General features: G+C 42.8%; 23 protein-coding genes. 14 read left to right on the plus strand and 9 right to left on the minus strand.

All coding sequences use genetic code 11. From position 1 onward, the window contains the following. From V7L05_RS19700 to V7L05_RS19730, 7 genes are all read left to right on the plus strand, one after another. The coding region (locus V7L05_RS19700) for a Mu transposase C-terminal domain-containing protein (protein WP_335166444.1) at positions 1-1,993 on the plus strand (1,993 nt) is incomplete at its 5' end. 86 nt (positions 1,994-2,079) lie between these two features. Then, complete coding sequence (locus V7L05_RS19705) at positions 2,080-3,231, plus strand: AAA family ATPase (RefSeq protein ID WP_335166445.1); 1,152 nt, start codon at positions 2,080-2,082, stop codon at positions 3,229-3,231. After that, the gene (locus tag V7L05_RS19710; protein WP_335166446.1) at positions 3,221-4,603 is read left to right on the plus strand and encodes a TniQ family protein; all 1,383 of its coding nucleotides are present in this window, start codon (positions 3,221-3,223) and stop codon (positions 4,601-4,603) included. The genes V7L05_RS19705 and V7L05_RS19710 overlap by 11 nt, the downstream gene beginning before the upstream one ends. A gap of 818 nt (positions 4,604-5,421) precedes the next feature. Then, entirely contained in the window at positions 5,422-5,634 is a 213-nt protein-coding gene (gene ndhL, locus V7L05_RS19715; RefSeq protein ID WP_334953003.1) for an NAD(P)H-quinone oxidoreductase subunit L, read from the plus strand. Positions 5,635-5,658: 24 nt separating this feature from the next. Continuing rightward, on the plus strand, positions 5,659-5,970 hold the full coding sequence (locus V7L05_RS19720; RefSeq protein ID WP_335166448.1) for a DUF3007 family protein: 312 nt from the start codon (positions 5,659-5,661) through the stop codon (positions 5,968-5,970). 81 nt (positions 5,971-6,051) lie between these two features. Beyond that, complete coding sequence (gene trpA / locus V7L05_RS19725) at positions 6,052-6,879, plus strand: tryptophan synthase subunit alpha (RefSeq protein WP_335166450.1); 828 nt, start codon at positions 6,052-6,054, stop codon at positions 6,877-6,879. A gap of 236 nt (positions 6,880-7,115) precedes the next feature. Beyond that, positions 7,116-7,784: a heterocyst differentiation related protein gene (locus V7L05_RS19730; protein WP_335166452.1), complete on the plus strand. Its 669-nt coding sequence runs from the start codon at positions 7,116-7,118 to the stop codon at positions 7,782-7,784. A gap of 336 nt (positions 7,785-8,120) precedes the next feature. Here the strand turns inward: V7L05_RS19730 and V7L05_RS19735 are convergent, their stop codons facing one another. Next, positions 8,121-10,019 (minus strand): serine/threonine protein kinase, encoded by a 1,899-nt coding sequence (locus V7L05_RS19735; protein WP_335166453.1) that lies wholly within the window; start codon positions 10,017-10,019, stop codon positions 8,121-8,123. Between the two features lie 163 nt (positions 10,020-10,182). On the opposite strand from V7L05_RS19735, the gene V7L05_RS19740 reads away from it, so the two are divergent. After that, complete coding sequence (locus V7L05_RS19740; protein ID WP_335166455.1) at positions 10,183-10,671, plus strand: hypothetical protein; 489 nt, start codon at positions 10,183-10,185, stop codon at positions 10,669-10,671. Between the two features lie 89 nt (positions 10,672-10,760). Here V7L05_RS19740 and V7L05_RS19745 read toward each other — a convergent pair whose 3' ends face one another. Then, positions 10,761-11,021 carry a hypothetical protein gene (locus tag V7L05_RS19745; RefSeq protein ID WP_335166457.1) on the minus strand — a complete coding sequence of 87 codons (261 nt, stop codon included), beginning with the start codon at positions 11,019-11,021 and terminating at the stop codon, positions 10,761-10,763. A gap of 136 nt (positions 11,022-11,157) precedes the next feature. Here V7L05_RS19745 and V7L05_RS19750 point away from each other — a divergent pair, with 136 nt between their 5' ends. The 4 genes from V7L05_RS19750 (at position 11,158) to ygfZ (ending at position 17,671) form a co-directional block, all read left to right on the plus strand. After that, a complete protein-coding gene (locus tag V7L05_RS19750) occupies positions 11,158-12,156 on the plus strand; it encodes a hypothetical protein (protein WP_335166458.1) in 999 nt (332 codons plus the stop codon). A gap of 99 nt (positions 12,157-12,255) precedes the next feature. After that, positions 12,256-12,441, plus strand: coding sequence for a hypothetical protein (locus tag V7L05_RS19755; protein ID WP_335166459.1), 186 nt, complete (start codon positions 12,256-12,258; stop codon positions 12,439-12,441). 437 nt (positions 12,442-12,878) lie between these two features. Next, positions 12,879-16,388, plus strand: coding sequence for a GAF domain-containing protein (locus tag V7L05_RS19760; RefSeq protein ID WP_335166461.1), 3,510 nt, complete (start codon positions 12,879-12,881; stop codon positions 16,386-16,388). A gap of 287 nt (positions 16,389-16,675) precedes the next feature. Continuing rightward, positions 16,676-17,671: a CAF17-like 4Fe-4S cluster assembly/insertion protein YgfZ gene (ygfZ, locus tag V7L05_RS19765; RefSeq protein WP_335166463.1), complete on the plus strand. Its 996-nt coding sequence runs from the start codon at positions 16,676-16,678 to the stop codon at positions 17,669-17,671. A gap of 162 nt (positions 17,672-17,833) precedes the next feature. Here the strand turns inward: ygfZ and V7L05_RS19770 are convergent, their stop codons facing one another. After that, positions 17,834-18,826: a DUF5331 domain-containing protein gene (locus V7L05_RS19770; RefSeq protein ID WP_335166465.1), complete on the minus strand. Its 993-nt coding sequence runs from the start codon at positions 18,824-18,826 to the stop codon at positions 17,834-17,836. Positions 18,827-18,874: 48 nt separating this feature from the next. Continuing rightward, on the minus strand, positions 18,875-19,213 hold the full coding sequence (locus V7L05_RS19775) for a (2Fe-2S) ferredoxin domain-containing protein (protein ID WP_335166467.1): 339 nt from the start codon (positions 19,211-19,213) through the stop codon (positions 18,875-18,877). Between V7L05_RS19775 and V7L05_RS19780 the strand changes: the two genes are divergently transcribed. Continuing rightward, complete coding sequence (locus tag V7L05_RS19780; RefSeq protein ID WP_335166469.1) at positions 19,196-19,348, plus strand: hypothetical protein; 153 nt, start codon at positions 19,196-19,198, stop codon at positions 19,346-19,348. The genes V7L05_RS19775 and V7L05_RS19780 overlap by 18 nt on opposite strands. On the opposite strand, the gene V7L05_RS19785 is transcribed toward V7L05_RS19780, so the two are convergent. The 5 genes from V7L05_RS19785 to V7L05_RS19805 all read right to left on the minus strand — a co-directional run bounded on the left by V7L05_RS19785 (position 19,349) and on the right by V7L05_RS19805 (position 24,141). Beyond that, positions 19,349-20,323: a cysteine synthase A gene (locus V7L05_RS19785; protein WP_335166471.1), complete on the minus strand. Its 975-nt coding sequence runs from the start codon at positions 20,321-20,323 to the stop codon at positions 19,349-19,351. Positions 20,324-20,547: 224 nt separating this feature from the next. After that, complete coding sequence (locus V7L05_RS19790) at positions 20,548-21,417, minus strand: DUF5895 domain-containing protein (protein ID WP_335166472.1); 870 nt, start codon at positions 21,415-21,417, stop codon at positions 20,548-20,550. 99 nt (positions 21,418-21,516) lie between these two features. After that, positions 21,517-22,833 (minus strand): RNA-guided endonuclease InsQ/TnpB family protein, encoded by a 1,317-nt coding sequence (locus V7L05_RS19795; RefSeq protein WP_335166474.1) that lies wholly within the window; start codon positions 22,831-22,833, stop codon positions 21,517-21,519. A gap of 142 nt (positions 22,834-22,975) precedes the next feature. Further along, positions 22,976-23,680 (minus strand): haloacid dehalogenase type II, encoded by a 705-nt coding sequence (locus V7L05_RS19800; RefSeq protein ID WP_335166476.1) that lies wholly within the window; start codon positions 23,678-23,680, stop codon positions 22,976-22,978. 308 nt (positions 23,681-23,988) lie between these two features. Then, the gene (locus V7L05_RS19805; RefSeq protein ID WP_335166477.1) at positions 23,989-24,141 is read right to left on the minus strand and encodes a CopG family transcriptional regulator; all 153 of its coding nucleotides are present in this window, start codon (positions 24,139-24,141) and stop codon (positions 23,989-23,991) included. Between the two features lie 660 nt (positions 24,142-24,801). On the opposite strand from V7L05_RS19805, the gene V7L05_RS19810 reads away from it, so the two are divergent. After that, a complete protein-coding gene (locus V7L05_RS19810; protein ID WP_335166478.1) occupies positions 24,802-25,302 on the plus strand; it encodes a fatty acid hydroxylase in 501 nt (166 codons plus the stop codon). The last annotated feature ends 25 nt before the right edge of the window (positions 25,303-25,327 follow it).

A 25,327-nucleotide genomic window follows, 5' to 3' on the forward strand; every position in this document is an offset into this window, starting at 1 on the left:
AAGCAGGGTCTTAACTTACTGCAAGTTATTACTCAGGCGCTACTTGGTAATGTCTGTGTTTTTCTCGCCTCAATTACTACTAGCTAGGCAGTTACGCGCTGCGACCCTAGCTGAATCAGAAAAAATTTGTCTTTTTTGCAACAAACAGATAGCTACTGCTTATGGATTGATGAGCAAAACATCTCTGCCATCAAATGCTGTTAGTTCTCCAGTCATCAACTTGTCCCCTGGAACATTTGTATCCTGGGATGGCAAGGGCTTAAGTATTATTCACGTTGGGGAAACCGAAGTTATCCTACAAGGAGATTCAGAACAGCTAATTCAGCTAAAAAAGACTTTATTTTTAAGCCTGGTTCAGCAAGGAAAAGTAAAAAACCTTCAAGCATTTGAAACACCAGTTATTAAAGCAGAGTCTTGGAAACAATTTTATACAGCAAGTCCAGAAGACCAAGCAGAAGCTCTCCGTCGCTACAAAGTTATTGAGCCATATTTAAACGGATATCCACCTGAAAAAGAAACAGTTTCAGAAAGAACCATTCGGCATTGGAAAGCTAAGTATTTAGCTGCACAACAACAGTGCGGCTGTGGCTACATAGGACTTCTCTCGCATCGTGGTGATAAAGGTAATCGTAACCGGAAGCTACCTGAAGACACCTTGGCTATACAGGAGAGATTTATCCTGGAGGATTATGAAACACTTAAACAAAAGAAAATGTGGGAGGTTTATGGCGCTCTAATTCGGATTTGCGAACAACAAGGTGTTATCGCCCCAAGCTACAAAACATTTACAAAAGAAGTTAAAAAACGTTCGAGTTACGAACAAATCAAAAAACGCCAAGGTCGTCGGGCTGCATACAAGCAAGAAACTTTTTATTGGGAACTAAACAGGACAACACCTAGACATGGCGATCGCCCATTTGAAATTGCTCATATTGACCATACAGAATTAGATGTTGAATTAGTGTGTTCCCGTACTGGTCGTTCATTGGGTAGACCTTGGGCAACTTTCTTGATAGATGCTTATTCCAGAAGATTCTTAGCTGTTTATTTGACTTTTGACTCGCCTTCCTATCGCTCTTGCTTGATGGTGTTACGATTGTGCGTTCAACGCCACAACCGTTTACCACAGATAATTGTGGTAGATAACGGTGCAGAATTTCATAGCGTTTATTTTGAAACGCTTTTAGCCACTTTTGAATGTACGAAAAAAAATCGGCCTCCAGCCAAAGCGCGGTTTGGTTCTGTATGCGAACGTCTATTTGGTACTTCCAACACTCAATTTATCTATAACTTGCTCGGTAATACACAGATAACTCGTAACGTTCGCCAAGTAACCAAGTCAGTTAACCCAAAAAATCAAGCTATCTGGACACTGGGCTTGCTTTACGAATATCTTTGCGCTTGGGCTTACGAAGTTTACGATACAGATGAACATCCTGCTCTTTTCCAGAGTCCGAGGGATGCTTTTGCTGCTGGTATAATGATTAGCGGCAGTCGGCTTCACCGCATGATTCCTTACGATGAAAACTTTCAAATTCTTACCTTACCTACAACCTCAGAAGGAAAGGCGAAAGTTCAATCTGGAAGCGGCATAAAAATTAACTCAATCTACTACTGGTCTAATATTTTTCGTGACCCGCAAATTGAAAATACTTCTGTTCAGGTAAGATACGACCCATTCGATATTGGTATCGCTTACGCCTTTGTTCTAGGACAATGGGTACAGTGCATTTCTCAATATTATGCAGAATTTCAAGGTCGTTCAGAAAAAGAACTGAAGTTAGCTAGTGCCGAGTTACGCAAACGCTCCTCAAATCATGCGCGACAATCAAGAGTTTCAGCCAAGAATCTAGCGGAATTTCTAGCTTCGGTAGAAGCCCAAGAAGCCTTATTAGAGCAGCGTTCTTATGATGCAGAAGCTAAGGAAGTCTTTAGGGTAATTGAGGGCGGGAAAGCTACTTTCAGTCGCAACGAACAACCAAAAGTTATTTAAATTCCTTTTGGCAACATCGACAATCAAGTGACTGAAGTTGAAGCAAACACTCCAGAAACACTTGTAGTTTACGAGGAGTTTTAGTTATGACAATACTTACCGGATTTCCTCTCAAGCTCCTCGAACAATCTGCCACAGAAAGGCTTGCCTATTTTGAGAATTACACGGTAGCACATCCCCGCCTTAAAGAGGTGTATGAAACTCTGATGCGGACAATTGCCGAACCAGCAGGTGCGTCATTTATTTTTGTTTATGGACCTAGCGGTATCGGTAAAACAACTTTACGACTGCGGGTTGAGCAGAAATTAACAGAGTTAGCATTACCTAAGTTGGAAAGCGATCGCGGTTGCGTTCCTGTTGTTGGAGTTGAGGCTGTAGCTCCAGAATCGAGAAACTTTAACTGGAAAGATTACTACACACGCGCCTTAATAGCTTTAGAAGAACCGCTAATCGATCACAAGTTTAATTACGGTGTACGGGGTATCTATCGTGATATTTTCGGAAAAATTAATGTTGAGTCGAAAGTGGTCGCACCTGCTCTACGCAGAGCTTTAGAAAACGCTCTCAGCTATCGCCATCCAGATGTATTTTTCATAGATGAAGCGCAACATTTTGGGAAAATGGCAAGCGGACACAAGCTACAAGATCAGCTAGACTGCCTCAAATCTGTGGCAAATATGACAGGCATCTTACATTGCCTTTTAGGAACATACGAATTACTAACATTCCGTAATTTAAGCGGTCAACTCTCACGCCGTAGCGTCGATATTCATTTCCGCCGTTATTGTGCTGACACCCCAGAAGACGTACAGGCTTTTAAAAGTGTATTGTTGACTTTCCAACAGCAGATGCCACTTGCAGATCCTCCAGATTTAGTTACTCATTGGGAATATTTTTATGAACGTACTTTAGGATGTGTTGGTATATTGAAAAATTGGCTAACACGCGCTCTTAAAGATGCTCTAGATCGAGAAGCGACAACCGTCACTCTAAAAGACTTACAAAAACGTGCTTGGTCGGTTGCTCAGTGTCAGAGAATGTTCAAGGAAATTCAAGAGGGCGAACGACAATTATCTGAAACAGAGACAGACGTGCAACACTTACGCTCTGCTCTAGGGCTTGGAGCAAAGACAATCGCACAGCCAGAAGAAGCTCCAAAAAAGACTCTTCCACAAGGAAAAGTTGGCAAACGCAATCCCAAAAGAGATCCTATTGGAGTGAATCAAGATGTTAGCTAATGGATTAACAACATACGAATGTTGGGATTTAAAAAAGGTTTCTATTCCATCTCGTAGTCGGTTGTATCAATTAGAGCCTGTTGGTATTGGTACTTCATTGGTAGAAAGCTTAACTGGTTATATATCTCGACTAGCAGAAGCTCATTGTGTAACCCCAAAAGTTTTAATATCTAGAGAACTTGTGTCCTTTATACCCAAGACTTACAGAACTACAAATCTTTTTGAAATGCGAAGCTTGACTGGGGCACTCAATGGATTAGGGACGATGGCATTTGATTTAGTCACAGTGCTAGAGTCGATGACTCTACGTAGTGATTTGCGCTTCCTCACTCTACTAACATGGACTAATATCTTTCCCCAGAGGAAGTTACTTCGTTCTAGACGAGCTTGGTGTCCCTATTGTTATGAGGAATGGTATTCCTCGAAAGATCAAGTAATTTACGAACCCTTAATTTGGTTTTTTGAGGCAGTTACAGTTTGTCATTGCCACAATCAGTCTTTATGCCAGAGATGCCTTCACTGCAAACGAGATATTCCTCCACTAGCTTCCTATTCAAGACCAGGTTATTGTCCGTATTGCTTAGAATGGCTTGGTGTTACTGCTGATTACCCGTCTTCTGATAACACCCCACCGAGCAAGGAAGAGATTATTTGGCAAACGTGGGTTATCAAGACTATTGGAGAGTTACTCGCTACTACGCCTCGCTTATCAAAACCTTTGCAAAGGGAAATAGTTGCCCAAGCCTTCTGTAGGTACGTAGAGCAATTTGCTGAAGGAAACACGGCTGCTTTTGCTCGTATGCTTGAAATTCCCAAAAACAAGGTTTGGATGTGGCAGATGGGAAAAGTCTTGCCAGAACTGAATGTGATTTTGAAAATCTGTTTTACTCTTCAGGTATCTGTGCTGGATTTTTTGACTCAAGAGACTCTTAAGGAGAATTCTAGTCAATTTCCTGCTACGCCTCAAAACCAAGCGAGAGATAGCAGTACAAAAAAGCTTGAAGTAAAGTTTGATAGCGATCGCACTCAACAGTTACTCGAAAATGTGCTTCAAGTGAATGAACAACCGCTACCTATGACAGCAGTAGCGAAACGCCTTGGGTATCCTAAGCGAGTTCTTTACAGGCATTTCCCAGAGCTATGCCGAGCGATTTCAGCCGAGTACGTTAAGTATATGAAAGAATCTCGCATCAAACGAATCGAACAGTCTTGCGAGGAAGTAAAACAAGCTGTTAGGCAAGTTCACACTGAAGGTATTTATCCTAGTGAGGCAGCTATTTCAAAGCTATTGGCTAAACCAGGATGTTTTCGTGACAAACAAGTTCGCGCCGCTTTAAGGGCAGCGCGAAGAGAAATTTGTTTGGAACCATAACTTTGCCACCCTTTATTGGAAGCATAAGCTTGCCGTTGCGGCAAAGTTATGGGTAAAGTCACAATAGAAGTCTTTTGGCATTTTAGATTTTTAGTGGGGGTGGAGGGACTTGAACCCACACGACCGTTTAAGATCAACGGATTTTCATTCTCCCGCAGTTTTCACTGCTACCTGATGGCTTTAGCAAGGCCAGGTTTTGAGAATTGGACTCTCCCTTTACCCTCGACTTAACGTTAGGGTAGCTCCCGTCGGGTCTCTGCACCTTCCCGCAATTTTGGATTTTAGATTTTGAATTTTGGATTGAAGACTAATCGTAAATCTAAAATCACAAATCTAAAATTTTTGGGCTTGGCTCAGGATTGCCATGTCTGTTGTCAGATTTAGGTTTCCCTGAGTTTGAGAGCTTCCACTTGAGGGATTTCTCCTTCAAGGCTCAGTTTTCTAAGTCCGTAGCGTCTACCATTCCGCCACACCCCCATTGGTGTTTGGCAACTAGTATAACTAGTTATTTTGTGGAGACAGTAAATACCTCCTCATCTATTCCACCATCAATTGTGTCTTTTGTCCAACTAGATTGAAAATATTTTTTCCAGAGTAGGAAGTCTTCTTAGTTTCCTCCTAATCAATCTGGATGAGTTTTCGATCTCGTCTGACTAGAGCCTTGTTTGCTAGTGCGTTTCCTATTATAGCATGATATCGTCAATTTGGACATAGACAGGGAATTCTGGTGCCGTGATGTTGAAAGCATTTATGACTTACTTCTCTGAGTCTGGCTCTTCAGCCTATGATGGAAAACAGATGCTTAAGACTTGAAAGTTATGATTGTCGCCCTGCTGTATCTGATTTTGGCTGGAGCTTACCTTCTAGTAATCCCGATTGCTATCTTGCTGTACCTGAAGCAGCGTTGGTATGTAGCTACCTCCATTGAGCGTGTCTTTATGTACTTTTTGGTGTTTTTCTTCTTTCCAGGTTTGTTGGTTCTATCGCCGTTTGTAAATTTTCGACCCCAACGGCGACAAATTCAAGTTTAACGAGATTGGTAGGTCATAACTCTCATGCGACGGATTGACGCTATTGGAATTGGCTTGGGTGTTTTTATTGCTGGCGGCTTGGCATATATAGGATTGCAGCTAGTCGGTTTGGATAATCAGCAAGCTGGTATATGGAGCCAAGTCTTACTAGTCAGTGGGTTAATTGGCTGGTTAGCCACCTATTTTTTCCGGGCGGTGGGACAAAAAATGACCTACCATCAGCAGAGGGAACAATATGAGCAAGACTTTCTGCAAAAGCGGCTAGAAGAGCTTACTCCCGAAGAACTAGCACGAATTCAAGCCCAAATAGAACAAGAAGAGCAATCTCAGGTGTAAAGTTATCATTGATGAGTCAAGAGTTCAAAATCTAGATTTGGACTCTTGACTCTTGACATTTGACTCTTGATACTTGACTAAATGACTGCGATTTCTGATTGCTTTGAAACCCTTGGGCGTAATCGTGAGTGCGCTTTGATTCCGTTTATCACTGCTGGCGATCCAGATTTAGAAACAACAGCAAAAGCTTTGCAGGTTCTAGATCGTAGCGGAGCAGACATAATTGAACTAGGTATACCCTATTCCGATCCTCTAGCGGATGGGCCAGTAATTCAAGCTGCTGCTACCCGCGCCCTGCAAAGGGGAACGAAATTGGAGCAGGTGCTAGAAATGCTGCAAGAGATTACTCCCAAATTGCGATCGCCCATTGTCCTATTTACCTACTACAACCCAATTTTGCACCGGGGAATTGACAAATTTCTCCAGGAAATTGCTGCGGCTGGAGTAGCGGGATTGGTAGTACCAGACTTACCTTTAGAAGAAGCTGCAAGCTTGCTGGAACCAGCTAGCGCCATCGGAATTGATCTGACGTTGTTCGTAGCTCCCACCAGTTCAGATGAACGAATAGAAGCGATCGCTCGTTCTTCCCAAGGATTTATTTATTTAATCACTGTGACAGGGGTAACAGGGATGCGATCGCAAGTGGAAAACCGCGTGTCCAATTTACTCAAACAAATTCGTGGTGTTACTGATAAACCCATTGGTGTAGGCTTTGGGATTTCCGAAGCTGCACAAGCCCGTCAGGTAAGGGAATGGGGCGCAGATGCCGTGATCGTGGGCAGCGCTTTTGTGAAACGGTTAGCCGAAGGCACCCCAGAGCAGGGACTAAATGCGATCGCCCAATTTTGCCAAAGTCTTAAAGCAGCCATTAAGACCACCAACACCAGCACAAATACTCCTCTTGATTAGATCGGGAAAGTAGATTAAAAAAGTATAACAGTGTAGTTTTTCTATCCTTGTTTAGTAGACAATTTGACCATTATGGTCTTGAATATTAACATCAGATATGATCATGTAAAAAAACTAGCTGATACAGTCGCTTATAGTTCGAGTATTATGTGAAATCAAGTAGGCATAATTTATGAGTGTGAGAGTGAGTCAGTCACAAATGGTTATAGTTACGTCGCAATTGAGGAGCAAAGGCGATGAGTGAGAGTATGGCGTTTATTGGTGGTGTCGCCGTAGCTGGGCTGGCGGCTCTCGTATTGCTCAAAGGAACAAATACCCCCCTACAACCTAACTTTGCTGTTGCTTCCCAAATGCCAGGGACTGTAGTAGCGCCTCAGGGAATGCAGCCACAAATGTATCCTTACGGGCCTTATGGGCAACCAATGTATCCCAGTCAGGTTCAGCCGTCAGTTGCTCCCAATACTGACCAGCGCCTAGAGGTGGAGAAGCTAAACACGCAGATGCAGTTGGAGCGTTTAAAAAACGACAATGAACAGCTGAAGTTGCAAAATCAACAACTCCAAGGCCAAGTTCAAAATTTTAATACTCAACAGCAGTGGCAATTAGCCCAGCAAAATAACCAACCAAAAGCAGCAGCATTCCAGCCGCAAAATTCTTGGTGGTCTTCACCCGTGCTTTGGGCTGTGGGAGGCGCAACTCTCACTATTGGTGGTGGTGTAGTCGTCGCTGGGGTATTGGCTTTATTCTCACCACGGCAGCGTCCAGCCCGTACTGTACAAGTGATTCACCCCTACCAAGGAAATACACCGCCCTTGATTCCAGTCCGTCGGGCTGAGTTTCTGCCTGCTTCGCGGATGGAAGCAAGACGAGTTGAAGCCCCAGAATACGACGAAATGCACGGATGATTTGACAGCTGACAGCCGTTCTTGCTTAGATGGCATCTGTGGTAGGCGTACAGCAATGCTCATTAGTGTCAATTAAGCCCAAACTCCTTTAAAATCTCGTTTCCAGCTTCTTGCTGGAAATGCTGTTTCTGGTGGCTCTGCCGCGAGTTACAGAGGCGGAGTCTCAATGAGGGGCATTCCCAGTCGGAGACTCTTAACGAGATAATGAGATAATCTGCTAAAGGCTGGTTTTCACCTTAAGTTGAGACGCATGAGCTTTTTCGATGCCCCTATTTGGACGCGCGTTAGTTCATAGATGCTTAAACAGCATAGTTAGTCAGTTAGTCAACCTTGATATTACAAACCGCTTTTCGGAGTTTCTGTAGTATTAGGACTATCTGTAGTGGCAGGTTGCTTAGTATCGGGAAGTTTGTGTTGGGTATTTTTCTGACTACCTTGATTTTCGAGTTTAGATAGTGCCTGTTTTGCCAGATTTTCGGCTGCTTGTTTAAATAATGGTTCGATTCTGTTTCGCCAATATTGAGTATTAGGCAACTTTTCTGGATGGTTTCTATAATCTAAAACTTTATCCCATTTCCCATCATCCAGGGCTTTGTTGATCTCATTAGATATCGCCTCCGCTTTCGCCCAATCTAGCTGCCACTGGGCAATTATTTTACCTGTCTGTTGAATACTGGAAGCAGCGTTTGCCGGAACCGATTTCAAAAGTGCGATCGCACCAATTATATCTCCTGATTCATACTTCTGTCTAGCTTGTTCTATAATATTGGCATTGTTATCAGTAGGCTGCGATCGCTCTGATTTGGCAGCATCGTCAGTTGACCGCTCCGACTTTTCTGGTAATGGAGTTGTTAGATTCCTCAATTTTGGTTGTGGCTTGGGAGTTGGTCGAGTCGCAATCAAGGTATCATCATCTACTGTCTTAGTTGCAATGCCCTTTTCGCGCAGGCAAGAACCCCATTCTTGATTATTGGTGATCACATCCGAGGATGCCCAAGCCAAACGACCAGATTTAAGTTTAACTTCTATCCAACCTCGTTTTGTCCGCTTGCCTGTTACCTCGAAACTGGTATTATCAGTAACAGTTTGCAAAATATTATCAGAATTAATCGAACTAGGTTCAGAACGAATATTAGAATTTCCGACGACAACAGCCGAGCATTTGTTTATTAAGGTGGTATCTTTACCTGTAAGATTAGCAGCTAAATTTTTTACATTTGGATATACATTTGTTACCAAGGCAGCCGCACCACCTGCCAATAATATGCCAATTAATATCGGCCATGGGTCGGATTTACTAGAGTCTTTAGGGGCAGATTTGACAGGATTTGCTGGTGCAACTGCAACCGTTTGCAGCCGAGATACTTGAGGCTGGGATTTGGCGGATTCTTGAGGTGTGGAAAGTGCAGGTACTGGATTAATCGCATCTTTACATGCTTGCAGTGCTTCCGTGGCGTTTTGGTAGCGGTCTTTGAAGTGATAATGTACCATCTTGGACAACACTGCCGCCAGTCGATGGTTTACGATTGCTGAATGCCGCCAGATGATTTCCCCTGTTGCCGGGTCTTCTTGCAATTCCGTTACTTGTAATCCTGTTAATGCTTGAATGGCGATGATGCCGAGAGAATAAATATCACTGTTAGGGCGGGGTTTACCTTGCCCTTGTTCTGTGGGCATATAGCCAGGAGTGCCAATAACTACAGTAGCAGAGGGTTGTCCGCCCACTGTTACTAGCTGTGTACGCAGTTGCTTCACTGCTCCAAAGTCTACTAAAACTAACTTATGATCTGAGGCGCGACGAATAATATTATCCGGTTTGATGTCGCGGTGAATCACGCCTTGGCGATGGACAAATTCGAGAATTTCCAGAACTTCTTGCAATAGTTGAATTACTTGGCTTTCACTCCAGCGCTTACGAGGTATAAGTTCCTCAGCTAGGGTATGTCCTTCAATATATTCTTGTACTAAATAAAATTCTTGGTTTTCGTCAAAGTATGCTAGCAGTCTGGGTATTTGGTCATGGTTGCCCAGTTTTTCTAAGGTTTCGGCTTCGCTGTTAAATAGGCGTTTAGCAGTATCAAAAACTCTGGGGTCAGTTCCGGGTTTGAGGTGCTTGACAACGCAAATAGGATTGCCGGGACGCCTAGTATCTTGGGCAATATAGGTTTGACCAAATCCTCCCATTGCGAGGACTCGAATTACTTGGTAACGATGGTCTAGTAGTTTGCCGATCATATTCCCTCACCAGAGTTATTACCTAATTTTCTAGCTGGTAATAAATATCTCCAAATTTTCTTCAATGAAATCCGCTATCTTGAGAAAAGATTTAGATTAAAAACACAGCTTTTTAATAAAAACAGACTGTTTATTTTTCTTTTAGTGTCCCTGTTTAGTACCAATGCCACCTAAAATAACAAACTCAGTTGCATGGCAGCAGGCTGAAATCCTCATGCAACCTGCTTTCATTCGCGTTATCGATAATCTTCGCAAGCTGCTTGATGAATCTTCCTGGACGGGAACTTACCACGATGTCCTGATTTGGCCGGCTAGCACCACTGATGAAATCAAAGCATTGGTGACTGAACTGTTGCAAGCAATGGAAACTGCAACGCCCCAAGAAGCAGATGAAATCAGAGAAACTCTGGCTCGTCTGCCGATGCCCCATCCAGGATATCATCTACGTTTGCAGCGTCAACAGCAACAAGCGAGTATCGATTTGTGGGAACTGTGTTATCAGGTGTGTTTTCTTGAATACAGCCCACAGGAGGAAGCTGCTGATATTGATACTAGTTTAATTGATGAATTGGGTGAAGTCGATTGGTTGCGTTTGGATGCTAAGGCAAAGGAGTTAGTTGAACAGGCGTTTGCTAAATTGCCTGAAGGGTAACAAATAAAATGCCCTCAGAATAGAATTCTGGGGCTATACAAACGAAACCCACCTGCGTGGGTTAATGAAGTCAGGCGATCGCGTTTTCTTCAAGCAGCAAAATCTTCACTCATGCGGCTGTAGTCAATTGAGTTAGTAGGTTTTGACTGTGTTTTCAATTTGTCCATAAATTCTTCCATCCCTGGTATTTCTAATTGATGGAATGTGATTTGATTGTCTGGACTCTTAGCCGAAATATCTGTAATAGCTTGTAGAGTCATCTTGGTTGTTTCTGAGACAGTTTTCTTTTGGACAAGAAATGGCTCCATTCCTGGTATTTCTAATTGAACAAATCTAGAATCATTTTCCATTGGTTCACTCAAACACTGCTGTGTATATCATGCTCATTACGCAGATACGCAAAGCAATGGACACCCATAAAGCAAATGTGAATACGCGCAATACGCAAACTACGCAGATTAAGGGAAATGCGGTATTCTAAAAAATATGAATAGTCCGCAGTTTAATGAAGCTCTGGAAAAGCTAAGGAAAGCACCTCGTAAGGTAGAGGTGTTGAAGTTATTGCTGGCTGGACAGACTAATGATCAGATTGCTCAATTGAGGGGACGTGCGAAAGGAACTGTACGCAAGCAAATCTCAGAATTATATAAGGATTTTGGTATTAAAAGCGAATTTCCAGGCGATCGCGTTTTAAGAGACAAGTTAAAGGATTTATTTCTCAAGTACAAACCTGAGTGGGTAAGTAATTGTTCTCCTGCTGTTACTAATGAAGCTAGGAACCAATCAGAAAAGAGAAACTATGACGGCGTGCCTTATTTAGTTTCATCAGGTGAGGAAATTTTTGAAGAACCTGGGGAAGAATTGATATTTTTGGCTATCAATATACTTGACGAGATTGGTTTTGAGCAAAAGTTTAAGATGAGCCAGGCATCGCAATATATAGGGTATAGACTTAAAAATCCTGGAAAAAGAGATAAACGATATCAAATATTTTTCTACCAAAGTATATGCGGTTTAAGTGTTTCTATTAATAAACTGATTTTAGATCGATATTTGCTAAATTTACACTACTGGGTATATATTCTGGAATCTGGAGTTTTCTCGGATAAGATAGCAGGGAGATTTTTAGTATTACCAGGTAAAGAAAATTTATTTTTAGATTCACTTAATCCTAAATATTGGAACATCTTAGAAATTGAAAGAAAAACAGTCGGTGATTTTTATCTTAATAGTCAACAGAATCCAGAGTTTTATGATCCTAATACAAACGAATTAACTACAATATGTTTGGATGGATTTCGGGAATACGATTTGAGTGACGGTGAAAGTTATCTGTGTATTTCGGAAGATAAAGAATTCGATTATACATGGGAAGCTTTTATATATTCGAGAGAGGTATTACAAGAATTTATTATATACTTTGGAAAAATTTTACTAGATAGAAACTGGTACGACATATCTGATAATATTGATATACCTTTTTAAGGAAGTCAATAAATATAAACTTGATAGTTTATCTAGAGCACAGTAGGGAAAGACAAATTATTTCTGGCCGTCTAGCTACTCGCACAGAAAGAAAGTTATATGAACAAGCCTGAAGAAGAACTAGAATTACACTTAAGACCCCGTGCGACAGAGACAGTATCAATAAAGATACCAACAGATACATTGCGATCGCTCAAAAAAGTTGCAGCTAATCGAGATATGACACTTGATGCATTACTCAAATTTTACATTGGGCAGAGTTTGCGCCAAGATAAGGAGGACTAAGGGTAGGCTGTTGACTTTGTACCTTTTTAGGGGGTCAAAATTCATGCAAAATATGTGGTGTCTATTTGGGCAAAAGCTTATTTAACATAGACTTTGCGCTCACAGGGACACAAAAGTTGCATGAACCAAAAATGGAGAAATTCCATCAAAGTCAACACCCTAGACTATGCACCTTAACCAAATCGGATTCGGCTAACTTGCTAAAATTTGCGTAGGCGTAGCCCGGCGTAGGCATCGCCCGGTTTTTTCGATGCTTTCTACGTTCAGAACTTACGCATTGATAAATTAGAGAATAAGTGCATTCATAAAAGTAAGAAAAGAATATGCGGAGGAGCTTTGTTTTTGGCTGCGGTATATCCCCGTATTTTTACTATTACTCTACACAGTAATTAATTACCAGAATAGAAACTATACAAATCATAAAAATACTCAAATAGATGGGATCGCTAACAAGGCAAGAGCAAGTAAGTCAAACTCAAGAAATTTTATTACATCGCATTGCGAGTCGTATCCGGCAATCTTTAGAACTGCAAGAAATTTTGTCGGCGACAGTTGCAGAAGTACGCTCGTTTCTAGACACTGATCGCGTCAAAATTTATCAGTTTCAACCCGATGGTCATGGATTAGTCATTGCTGAATCGATTCAGTCAGGTCGGTTGCCGCCTCTTGTAGGGTTACATTTCCCCACAGATGACATCCCACCCTATGCCCGTGAACTGTTTGTCCGAGCCCGCCAGCGAAGTATCGTTAATTTGACAACACACGAAATTGGGATCAGTCCTCTCTATTGCTCAGAAACAGGCAACCTCTTAGACCAGCAAGATATTCGCTATCGTCCCGTCGATCCTTGTTATGTAGAATATTTGACGGCAATGGGCGTAAAGTCTTCAGTAGTAGTACCGATTGTTTTAAAAAGCAAGGAAACAGGGAAAGATTTATTACCTTCTCTGGAGCAATCATCTCAATTATGGGGACTATTGGTATCTCACCATTCAGAAGCGCGAGTGGTGACAGAACAGGAATTATTATTAATTCAGTCGGTGGTCGATCAGCTGGCGATCGCCATATCGCAATCGATTTTACTCAGCCAAGTGCGAGAGCAAGCCCGTCAAGAAGCAATTATTAATCAAGTTACCGAGCAACTGCATACTAAGCCTACTGTCCAACTGCAAGCTGCCCTTGAAGAAACAGTCGCTGCCTTTCAAGGCTCTGGAGGACGAGTCTACTTGCTGCCAGATGGCGAACTAACAACAGAAATCTACACTTGTGGGATACAGCCTAGTCAACTCGATATCGGACAAGATAGACCGATTGAGGAGCATCGATTGTGGCAGAAATATCTCTATTCCACCACTGTCTCATCCCCCGATAATTCAGAAAAGCAAAAGAACAAAACATGGTCAGTGAATTGGATGAGAGCAGTTTACGCTTTGGCTCCTCCACCTAACGAACTCAGTTGTGACTCAAATTTGTGGGCGATCGGCGATCTTTATAAAGAACCCTTATTGCGATCGCTCGCCCCCAGCTTCCAAGCAACGCAAATTCGGGCTTTGTTGATTATCCCTCTACAGCATGGTGCCACCGTCGTTGGCTGTTTAACCATCTTCCGAGATCAGGTAGATACTGAAACTATTTGGGCAGGCTGTGTTGATACCGATTCTCGCCAACTGATGCCGCGTCAGTCATTTGCAGCATGGCGCGAACTGAAAACCGGGCAAGCCCAGCAGTGGACAGAATCAGAAGTTAAGCTGGCGCAAGCATTAGGCGAACGCTTTGCAACGGCAGTAAAGCAGTATCGACTTTACGAACAAGTGCAGGCCCTGAATACAAACCTAGAGCAACAAGTGCGCGATCGCACCGCCGAACTGCAACAGACTAATACCGATTTGCAATGCTCGACTATTGAGCTACAGCGCTCGATGGAACGGCAGCAAGCTCTGGCTCGGATCATTGCTAAGATGCGACAGTCGCTGGACGTTAGTACTATTTTCCGAACCACGACTAAGGAAGTTTGCCAATTACTTAAGAGCGATCGCTTAAGTGTCTATCGTTTTAATGCCGACTGGGGAGGTGAATTTGTCAGTGATTATGAATCTGCAAATCCCCAATGGCAGAGAAATGGTAAGCTGGCAGTAGGTACGGTGTGGGACGACACATACTTACAGGAAACCCAAGGCGGACGCTACCGCAATAATGAAACTTCTGTAGTTGATGATATCTATAGCGTCGGATTTACCCAGTGCCACTTTGAGATACTTGAACAATTTGATGTCAAAGCCTTCATGATTGCGCCGATTTTTGTAGGGCAAGAACTATGGGGTTTATTGGCAGCCTATCAACATTCAAGCCCTCGGCATTGGGAAGCTTTAGAAGTTGAGTTTTTCACCCAAATAGCAACTCAGCTGGGAGTGGCGTTGCAACAAGCCGAGTATTTAGAACAAGTGCGATCGCAAACCAGACAATTGGCGCTTGTGGCAGAGCAACAGCAAACTTTAGCCAGTGTAATTACCAAAGTTCGGGAACCACTGGACTTGAACGCGATTTTTGAAACCACAACCCAAGAACTCCGCCGAGTACTCAATGCCGATCGTGTTGTGGTCTTTCGCTTCTATTCTGAATCTAACCATAACGGCGGCGAAATCATTGCAGAAGATGTTGCATCGCGTTTCCCATCGACCTTAACGGCAAAGGTGTACGATCACTGCTTAGGTGAGAAGTATACTAAGAAATTCTCCCAAGGCTACATTCATGCAGTCACTGATATTTATAACAGCGAGTTAGACGATTGTTATATTTCGATGCTGTCTCGCTTCCAAGTCAGGGCAAACTTAGTAATTCCCATGATCAAGCAAGGGCAGCTATGGGGTTTACTGTGTATTCATCAATGCCAAAAATCCCGTGAGTGGCAAGAGTCTGAAATTGAATTTGTGAGCCAAATTGCCTCTCAATTAGGAGTTGCTTTACAACACGCGGTACTGCTCAACCACACACAGCAGCAAGCCAGCCAACTTTCCGAAGCACTTGAACATTTGCAGCAAACTCAAGCTCATCTACTTCAGACTGAAAAGATGTCGAGTCTGGGATTACTAGTAGCAGGGGTTGCCCATGAAATTAATAATCCAGTCACCTTTATCTCCGGCAATCTCATTCATCTTCATGAATATACGCAAAACTTGATTGAGATGCTTAATGTCTATCAACAGGTATATCCTGAACCTAATCTGGAAATTCAACGACAAGCAAAATTAGCAGATTTAGAATTCATCGCTGAAGATTTGCCTAAACTATTTTCTTCGCTGACATTAGGTGCTGAACGAATTAGTGAAATTGTTCTTTCCTTGCGAAATTTTTCTCGTCTCGATCAAGCCGAGGTAAAACCTGTTGATATTCATGAGGGACTCGATAGCACTCTATTAATATTGCAGCATCGTCTTAAGGGTAATTCATTGCATTCAGGCGTTAAGATTGTCAAACACTACGGCGAGTTACCGCTTGTAGAGTGTTTTGCTGGACAACTTAATCAAGTGTTTATGAACCTGTTAGCAAATGCAATCGATGCGCTGGAGGATTTATGCGGTCAGTCTGCGAAATCAGGTGCAAATAAACATCATCCTCTGATCACTATGAAAACACAGCTTATAGCAAATGATTGGGTGCAAATCTCCATTAAGGATAATGGAGTTGGCATTACAAAAGAGTTACAGGCTAGACTATTCGATCCATTTTTCACAACAAAGCCTGTGGGTAAAGGTACAGGTTTGGGACTCTCAATTAGTTACCAAATTGTAGAAAAGCACGGAGGCAAATTACAGTGTCTATCCCAACCTGGTGAGGGGGCTGAATTTGTGATTGAAATTCCAATTAAACAATCTGAGGTGAAAGTAGTAAACCTCGGAGGCGATACAGAAGGAATCTACAAAGCTGATTGGTACGTCCGTTCTCATTAAATATATCGGAATTGAGTGAACTACCCACACTCACCTGACGGTACAGTGTAGACTTCCAACTTCACCGAGGAATGCCGCATCTTAGGCTTACGCCCGCGAATTGGTCTTATTTCCTCTCCATTGGCGTTAGCCTCCCCTGTCCCAGAGGAGGACAGTCTTTATTGTTCGGCACTTTCTGTTGATTTGATTATACCTAGAAGAAAACCAGAGGTGCATTGAAGCCGCAAACGCTTATTTGCTAAGATTTTCAGTGCGACAACATTGAAACAGGGCAACTTTTCATCACCATGTCAACATCTAGAATTGACGATAAAGACGCAGCAGCTATCCAAGCCGCAAAAGAAGGGGTTGCTATATGCGATCGCACCGCCTGGGGACGCATCAAAGTGTCTGGCGACGATCGCCTCAATTTTTTGCACAACCAAAGTACTAACAATTTCCAAATACTCAAGCCAGGACAAGGTTGTGATACGGTTTTCGTCACCTCCACAGCTAGGACAATTGATTTAGCAACCGCCTACGTTAGAGAAGATGCGGTAATCCTGCTGGTTTCACCCAACCGCCGCCAATACCTCATGGAATGGCTGGATAAATATATTTTCTATGCCGACAAGGTGGAATTATCTGATATCACAAAATACACCAACACCTTCAGCCTCATTGGCCCAGGAAGCGACGCTGTTTTAGAAAAGTTAGGTATTGGCGAACTCATCGGCCAACCTTACGGTAGTCATAAAGTATACACAATTGCTCCCGCCGAAGGAGTGCGGATTGCTGTGGGTAGTGGGTTAGCGGCTCCCGGATACACTTTGACTTTCCCCTATACTGACAAAGAAACGGTGTGGAACAAATTATTAGAAGCTGGGGCAGTAGAAATGAGCGATCGCGCTTGGGATACCTTGCGAATCTTACAAGGCCGCCCCGCCCCAGATTCCGAACTTACAGATGATTACAATCCTCTGGAAGTTGGTTTGTGGCAAACAATTTCTTTTAATAAAGGTTGTTATATTGGGCAAGAAACCATTGCTCGGTTAAATACATATAAAGGTGTAAAACAACACCTATTTGGTGTACGTCTCAGTGCCCCTGCGGAAATTGGAAGTGCGATCGCAGTTGGAGATGAAAAGGTCGGCAAACTTACCAGTTACACCCAAACTGCTGATGGTTACTTTGGGCTAGCTTACATTCGCACCAAAGCTGGTGGCGTAGGCTTGAAAGTCCAAGTAGGAGAAACTGAGGGGGAAGTAGTAGAAATTCCGTTTGTTTCTCACGAATATCCGTAATTCGTAATACTTCGGCTCCTTTCGACTTCGCTCAAGGCTAGTCGCTCAGTACAAGTTCGTAATTAAGAAAGAGTAGAGACGCGAAATTATACTTTGTACAGCTTTGCTAACGCGTCTCTAGTAGTAATCGTTTTTTGGCGCTCCATCTATTGTTATCGTTCTTCAAATAAAAATATCTTCCTCTCGCTCCCATTTAGTGCCATGACAAAATTCATCTACCCAAGAAGCTAGACTACGGGCATTAGTGGTTGGTAAATTTACTTTGCTTTTAACGTGTTCTAGTTGGATATTCGGATGTTTGCCGTTGTTCTTAAGCTCGGTAGTAATTGCTAGCGATCGCACTGGTTTGCCGTTGCTGTTAATCTCGGTAGTAATTGCCAACGATGCGCCTAAAGGGAATCGCCCAGATAGCGATCGCACTGTTTTATCATTGCTCTTAACCTCGGTAGCTAATGCCACAGATGGCATAGTTTTGGCTTTGCTATTAACCTCAGCGATCGTTGTCAGCGATGTTCCTAAAGGGAGGCGTTCAAGGAGCGATGTCTGACGAGAAGCTGCAAACGAGCTACGTACTGGTTTATCTTCGCTTAATAAACCGGAGGATAGCTTGGCTGAGTGTGAAGTTTTTACGGGAGTATCTGGAGCAATTTTAGTGCCAAATACACCAAACAACTCAGGTTTGTGTGTGTGAGCTACCTCAGTAGTAGCTGTAAATAATGGCACTGATTGGTCGGCGCGTGGCAACTTCGAGTGTAAAGTCTTGGCAAGAGAATGAGGCGCAATTTTGCTGGCATTTACAACCGATGACATAAGTTTATCCTCAAAATGCTTCTCATCTGGCGACTCGCTTTCAACTTGGCTTGTAGCCATAAAATGTTCTGATTTTATTAAACGTAACTCTTCATCAGGATTGAAGTTAAGACCTAAAGCGGCGACTATTTTATCTGGATCGTTATTCAGATCCAGCATAAAAGAAAGTATTTCATCAAACTGGGGTTCCAAAACAGACAGTGTTGCCAAAATAAAACCGGACAAAGGACGCCGCAGACCTTCATAAGTGCCCCAAATTCGTATTTTTACCAGCCAGGGAATATTTTGCTCGTAGTAAATCAGCCACTTTTGTTTTAAGGATTGACGCAGCTGCTGGATATTCATTGGATGCCTCGCTTCAGTCAACAAGATTGCAGACATTGATATCGTTAATTAGTTTGATTTCTGGGGATGAAACCGATAATAGAGCATCTGTTTGACTATTTGACCACCTAGTAAATGATCTTCTACCAGTAGAGATACTTCATCGGGTTGAACTGCGCTATACCAGACTATATCGGGTAATATCAGCACCATCGGCCCATTGCCACATTGTCCCAAACAGCTGCTAGCCGTTACCGTTACACCAGGGATTGGCAAAGCTGCAAAAGCTTCTAATACCTTGAGGGCACCTTGCTTTTTACAAGTGCGATTTTGACAAACTCGCACACATCTAGGAGAAGACGGTTGGTCTATTATCGGGAAGTTTGATGGTTGAGTTATGTTGATCATTTTTTAATAAATCACAGAGGCGCAGAGGAGATAGGGGAGAGGGGAGTAGGGAAAAAGCAGGGGAGCAAGGGAGAAATAACCAATGCCCAATGCCCAATGCCCAATGCCCAATGCCCAATGCCCAATGCCCCATAACTAATCTATTGAAAGTCCTTTTGAGGCTAGCCATTCCGGGTTGAATATCCGCGACTGATACCGGGAACCACTATCACATAAGATGGTGACAATAGTATGTCCTGCTCCCAACTGCTTCGCTAGGGCAACAGCTGCGCCAACATTGATACCCGTTGAACCGCCCATTAACAGCCCATCTTTCCTCAGCAGTTGGTAAACTACCCGTAAAGCTTCTTTATCATCGATTTGGATAGCATCATCAGCAGGTGCGTCTTCCATATTGGCTGTAACACGACCGTTACCGATGCCTTCGGTGATGGAACTGCCTTCTATTGTGATTTCGCCAGTTTTGACATAGCTATAAAGTCCACTACCTAGCGGATCGGCAACAACGCATTTAATCGCCGGATTTTGTTCTTTCAAGTACAACGCCACACCAGCAAAAGTACCACCAGTACCAGTTGCAGCTATCCAGGCATCTATTTTACCATCTGTCTGTGTCCAAATTTCCGGCCCTGTGGTTTCGTAGTGGGCGCGGCGGTTGGCTAAGTTATCAAACTGATTCGCCCAAATCGCATTTTCTAACTCAGCAGCGACTCTCCCAGATAGCTTGACGTAGTTGTTCGGGTCTTTGTAGGGTACAGCAGGGACGGGACGGACTTCTGCTCCCAGCGCTGTTAGTGCATCTATCTTTTCTTGTGACTGAGTATCAGGAATGATAATTAGGCATTTGTAGCCTTTGGCGTTGCAAATATGTGCTAGTCCAATGCCAGTATTACCAGCAGTTCCTTCTACAACGGTGCCACCAGGTTTGAGTAGACCTTTCTCTTCGGCGTCTTCGATGATGTAAAGTGCGGCGCGGTCTTTGACGGAACCACCAGGATTGAGGAATTCTGCTTTACCAAGGATTTCACACCCTGTTTCTTCACTAAAGCTGTTTAGGCGAATTAGGGGTGTGTTACCAACAGTGCCGACGAAGCCATTTTTAATATCCATTTTGACTGTACCTGTGTGAGTATCTATAAAAATTTTGGCTTATAGACTGCCTACTCCTAACAAAGCACCGGAAATGTTGGATTTCGTTACTCAAACGCCACTTGCTTCTCCCAAGGGGAGACGCTACGCGAACAAGTCGGCGGAGCCGCCCAAGGCAGTGGCTCCCCAACCTACGCAGTTTCAGGTTTTTGGCGCTAACCCAAGCGTATTGTGCCGACTCCCACCTAATACGGCGGATAAGCAAAATCATCTTCATCAGCATAAACGTAAGAGTTGGAAACTCCTGCCATTGCCAATTTAGGCGTTTCAGCTTTTAAAGGTTCCTTCCCAAAATCTTTGTATTCTTCAAAAGTCTTGCAAATCATTGCAGACTCAAGAGAATCTGAAGCAATTAAATATTCTGTTAAAGTCCCTACCGTGGGATGTTTGTAGTCTACAGTTGAAGCTACCAGAACTGTCTTTGGTTCAATACCTCTTTCTTCAGACTCAATTATCGGGCAAAAAATCCCGTGAGCATGAAACAAAGGGCCTTTTGGTGTCAAAGGTTGCTTGCGGTAAACAGCATAAGCTTTTTCTAGTTCAGCGACGAATCCACTAACTACTTTGCCTTGTTGATATTCGCAATAGGTTTTGCTGAAACTCGCTCCGGCGGCACCATTAAGAGTTAGTTGTAGTGGTGATTCATGTAAAAACTTTTTATTCTCTCCCACTATAAAAATTAGATAGCGAGTAAAGGTTTTAAATTTAAGTTTGTCGGCTAAAAAAGCATCGTAATTCTCTTTGAGCGTACCCAGTTTTAGACCACTTTCTCGGTCTTTGACAGACAATGGCCCCCGACGCACTATAACCAAGTGTGGAGTACTGCTAATAAAGACCGTTTCGACTCCAGAGCTAAATTCATGCTCCACTTGCTGCCAATTCTCATCTGGTACAAAGCCGACAGCATTGGCATTATCTAGCCTAAGCGCCAAACCGTGGGATTGCATACCATCTGTGCCAAACCGAGGATTAATCATCTGACACCAGGGGATGACTTGAGAAGGCGGTGCATTGAATTTATCGTCTTCAAAGTCGAAATTAGCAGATGCTTTCATCGTTTTAGGCTATCAAAGTGTTTTGTTAAACAAGTTTATCGGCAGAAGGGCGAATGTGCCGTTAAACTGGCGTAGTAGTTTTTCCAGATTAAAGCAGAATCAATCTATGTTGCAATCCCTGTTTCGTTTTTTGACATACTCCCCGGCGTGAACGCACGGGGATTCTAATTCATGGTTCGCAGAAAACCGAAGAGCTATATCAAGTTGCCCATCAATAGTAGAGACGATTTTCTCCCCATGCTTTCCCGCTTGCGAGGCAGATTCCCAATGCCCTTGGGTACTGTTGTTTTGCCATTCCATGCCCAATTCCTTCATGCCTTTCTTTAAGATGTTAATCGCCGCATTGGTATCGCGGCATATTTCCACCTTGCAGTTAGAACATGAATGAGTCCTGGTGCTGAGTGACTTTTTCACTTGATGACCGCAATTAAAGCAATCTTGACTTGTGTAAGCGGGCGATACTGCGATCACTACCTTGTCCCAGACTTTGCCGTAGTAGTCCAACCATTGAGTAAACTGATACCAGCTAGCGTCGGAAATTGACTTAGCCAAGTGATGATTCTTAACCATGTTTGCAATCTTCAAATCTTCATAGACAATCACATCGTTAGAGTGAACTACGCATCGGGCAAGCTTTATAGCCCAATCTTTACGCTGTCGTTGGATTTTTAGATGAACTCTACCTAATCGTTTCCGCGCCTTGTGATAATTGATTGACTGAGGTTTTTTACCTTTAACAAACTTTTTACTCAACCGCTTCTGAGCTTTTTTTAGCCTGCGTTCTGACTTTCTCAAGAATTGGGGATAAATTACAGCATTATCATTTTGGTCTTTGGTGAAATATTTTAACCCCAGATCCAACCCAACAACATTGCCTGTATATACCCCCTCTTCCTTGCGTTCGGCATCAAAGCAGAATTGGGCATAGTAGCCATCTGCTTTCCTTACCACTCGCACACGGTTAATTTTGAGTCTGTGAAGGTCTTCCCGCGTTTCGTTATTGCAGAATAAAGACAAAGATCCAACTTGAAATCCATCTGTAAAATTAATGCTCATGCAATCTCCAGATAGTTTCCACCCTGATACCTTGTACTCTACAGAGCGACAATGCTTTTTAAACTTGGGATAACCTTTCTTTTTCTCCTGTTTTTTGCAACGCTTATAGAAACTTGAGATAGTAGCCCAAGCTCTTTCGGCACTGGCTTGCCTTGCTGCGGAGTTTAACTTTAAAGCGAAGTCGAATTCGGCTGCTAAGTCTTTGCACAGCTTGTATAAGTCAGCTTTACCAACTCCTTGATTATCCATCCAATAACGAACTGCTTTATTTCTAATAAACTGGGCAGTGCGAATGGCATCATCAAGAGCTTGGTATTGTTCCTTACTTCCGTTTAGTAGCTTGGCTTCTCTGACTATCATCTCTATATTTTATCATAGAATATTGCAGATAAAAGAATAGAATACAATATAAAGCCGTGTTAGAAGCACGGGGCTTTAGACCCAAATTTTCGGTAACAATAAATTCTCATCGAAACAGTGTTAGGCACTCAGCATTTACTGCTCAGTATTGTTTCGGTGAACTCAAAGCAGCGAGAGTCTTTAAATCAGGTACTTCTAAGTCAGGTTGACTGATTGCTGATCTTGTGGAATTAGCTCCTTTTTGATCTGCTCGGCGGTTTACCCAGACTGTTGATAGTCCCAGAGATTTGGCTGTAACGATATCGTGATATACACTAGCAGCAACGTGTAATATCTGCTCTAACGGCAAATCAATTCTCTCGATCGCTACTCTGAAGTTGTTTAAGGAGGGTTTGTAGCTTTTTGCCTGTTCTGCTGTAATTATCTGATCAAATTCCACCTGCAAGTGCTTTGCCGAGAAAGCAAAGAGATCGTCATCTACATTTGAGATAATTACTAGCTTAAAGTTTTGCTTCAAAGCTCTAAGTGCCTCAATTGTATCGGGGAAAGGCAGCCAATGCTGCATTGAATCAGCAAGTGAATTTAGTTCGTCAGCAGTTGGCTCAAAGCCAAATTGTTCACCAAATTTCTGGACTACTCTCTTCAAAACTTCTCGATATTTGATATATTCTCCTTTTTCCAGTTCTGCTTCCAATTCCGCAAAAAGCTCCAGAATTTGATCGTCATCCAAATTAGTGTTATGTGCCAGCAGAAGTGGCTTTAGCACCCCTAAGATGCCGTTTTCCCAATCAATCAGGGTTCCGTAACAATCGAAAGTTAAAGCCTTGTACTGATGGAAGTCAATCACCTTTTTATACTCCAGAGCTTGATTAATAGTGTTCAGTTTTCATAAACTAAAATATGGGTCAACCCATCTGCGTTGGCGCAGCCCGCCGCAGGCATCGCCACATCCACTGTCCTTGATGTCTCTGAACATTTCTTCTATATCAGGGAAACGCGGAACTTCTCAGCTGCTAAAAGATTGGCAAGGTGAACCGCGAGAGCCATCCCTAACTTTTTCGGTAGCAGAGGCAGTAGTAAAAATAATACCTCCAATTCAACTAAATTCTCATGCTTATATCTTGAGAATCAACCAGGGTGGAATAGTTCGCAAATCTACTTTTCTTTCCTCAATGGCAAGGCTCGAATGAGTTCTCGAATCACATCCGTTGCTGGTCTGCCTGTCTGTTCACAATAATTTTCAAGGTTCTTGGCTTCATTTGATGCCAGGTTTATCGTGATTCGCTTGACTGCCCATTTTTTGTTCATGTTGAAATAGATAAATCGTGTAATTATAGCTTCAAATTCTGATTTTATCTTCCTTCCCAACTGGAAAGTAACCTAAATTTGGGATGTGTGAAGATACCTGATTGAAATCAATTTAGAATTCACAATGTTAACTCATCCCCCGGCTTGAAGCCGGGGGCAAATCGAAGTCATTAGTCATTAGTCATTAGTCATTAGTACCAATGACTAATGACTAATGACTAAATCGGCGGGCGGCTATCCCTCCCACCCCTCTTGTTGGGATGGGATTCCCGCCGATTTTCGTTGAAGAAAGCCTTAACCTAAATTTGTACTAACTTTAACTCAACCTTTGCTTACGCTGTATGCCTTAGTAAGAAGATTGTGTAGTAACTCTAGTAAAATACAGTATCCCCATCGGTTTTTAGGAGTATTACTGCCATTCACTCAGAGTCAGAAGTCAAATTGGAGGTTCTTAGGAGTTGCTGTTGACTGCATTCAGGATTGGAGATTCATGAAACTGCAACTGACCCAATTACATATACTCTGAGCCAAATTAACTGGAGCGTAGACCCATGAGACGCATTGGTGCTGCTTGCATAGCGGAAAACCAGGTGTCTACGCCGACAGTATGACATTTGCATATTTTCTGTGGAGTTTTCTTAACTTACTTGAGGAGTACAAATGCTTGAGGCTATAGCTGTTGTTTGGTTATTACTGTTTTTCGGCGATTTTCTATCTACATTCATTTACCACGTACCCGAACACGTTTTTGGTAGCCTTCATTTAAAAACGCACCACTCCTGGAAGAAGGACTTCCGCCACTACGCAATTTTGACTTTTAATCCCCAGGTTCTTTTAGATGGTATCTTGGGAGCTTTGCCTTATGTACTTATAGCAGTAGTCTTGTGGCCTTTCTCTCCCATTGGCGTGATCTCTGGATTACTGCTTGGTCAGTTTCATGTGTGGTGGAGACATATAAGTGTACTGGGTTGGCAAACTCCAAAGCCTGTAAATATTTTGTGCCAAATTCTATTTATTACGACTCCTGAGAGACACTGGTTACACCATCACAAAACTAATTTGGGTTTCGGTGATATTTTCACCTTCTTTGAACAACCTGCACAAATATGGTTACGCTGGCTTCGGTTACTCAGACTTCGTTTTCGCTACTCTCGGATCTAACTGAAGCTACCGCTTACCTAAATAC

Origin of the sequence: Nostoc sp., assembly GCF_036917755.1 — a bacterium.
In the GTDB taxonomy this organism is placed as follows: Bacteria; Cyanobacteriota; Cyanobacteriia; order Cyanobacteriales; family Nostocaceae; genus Nostoc.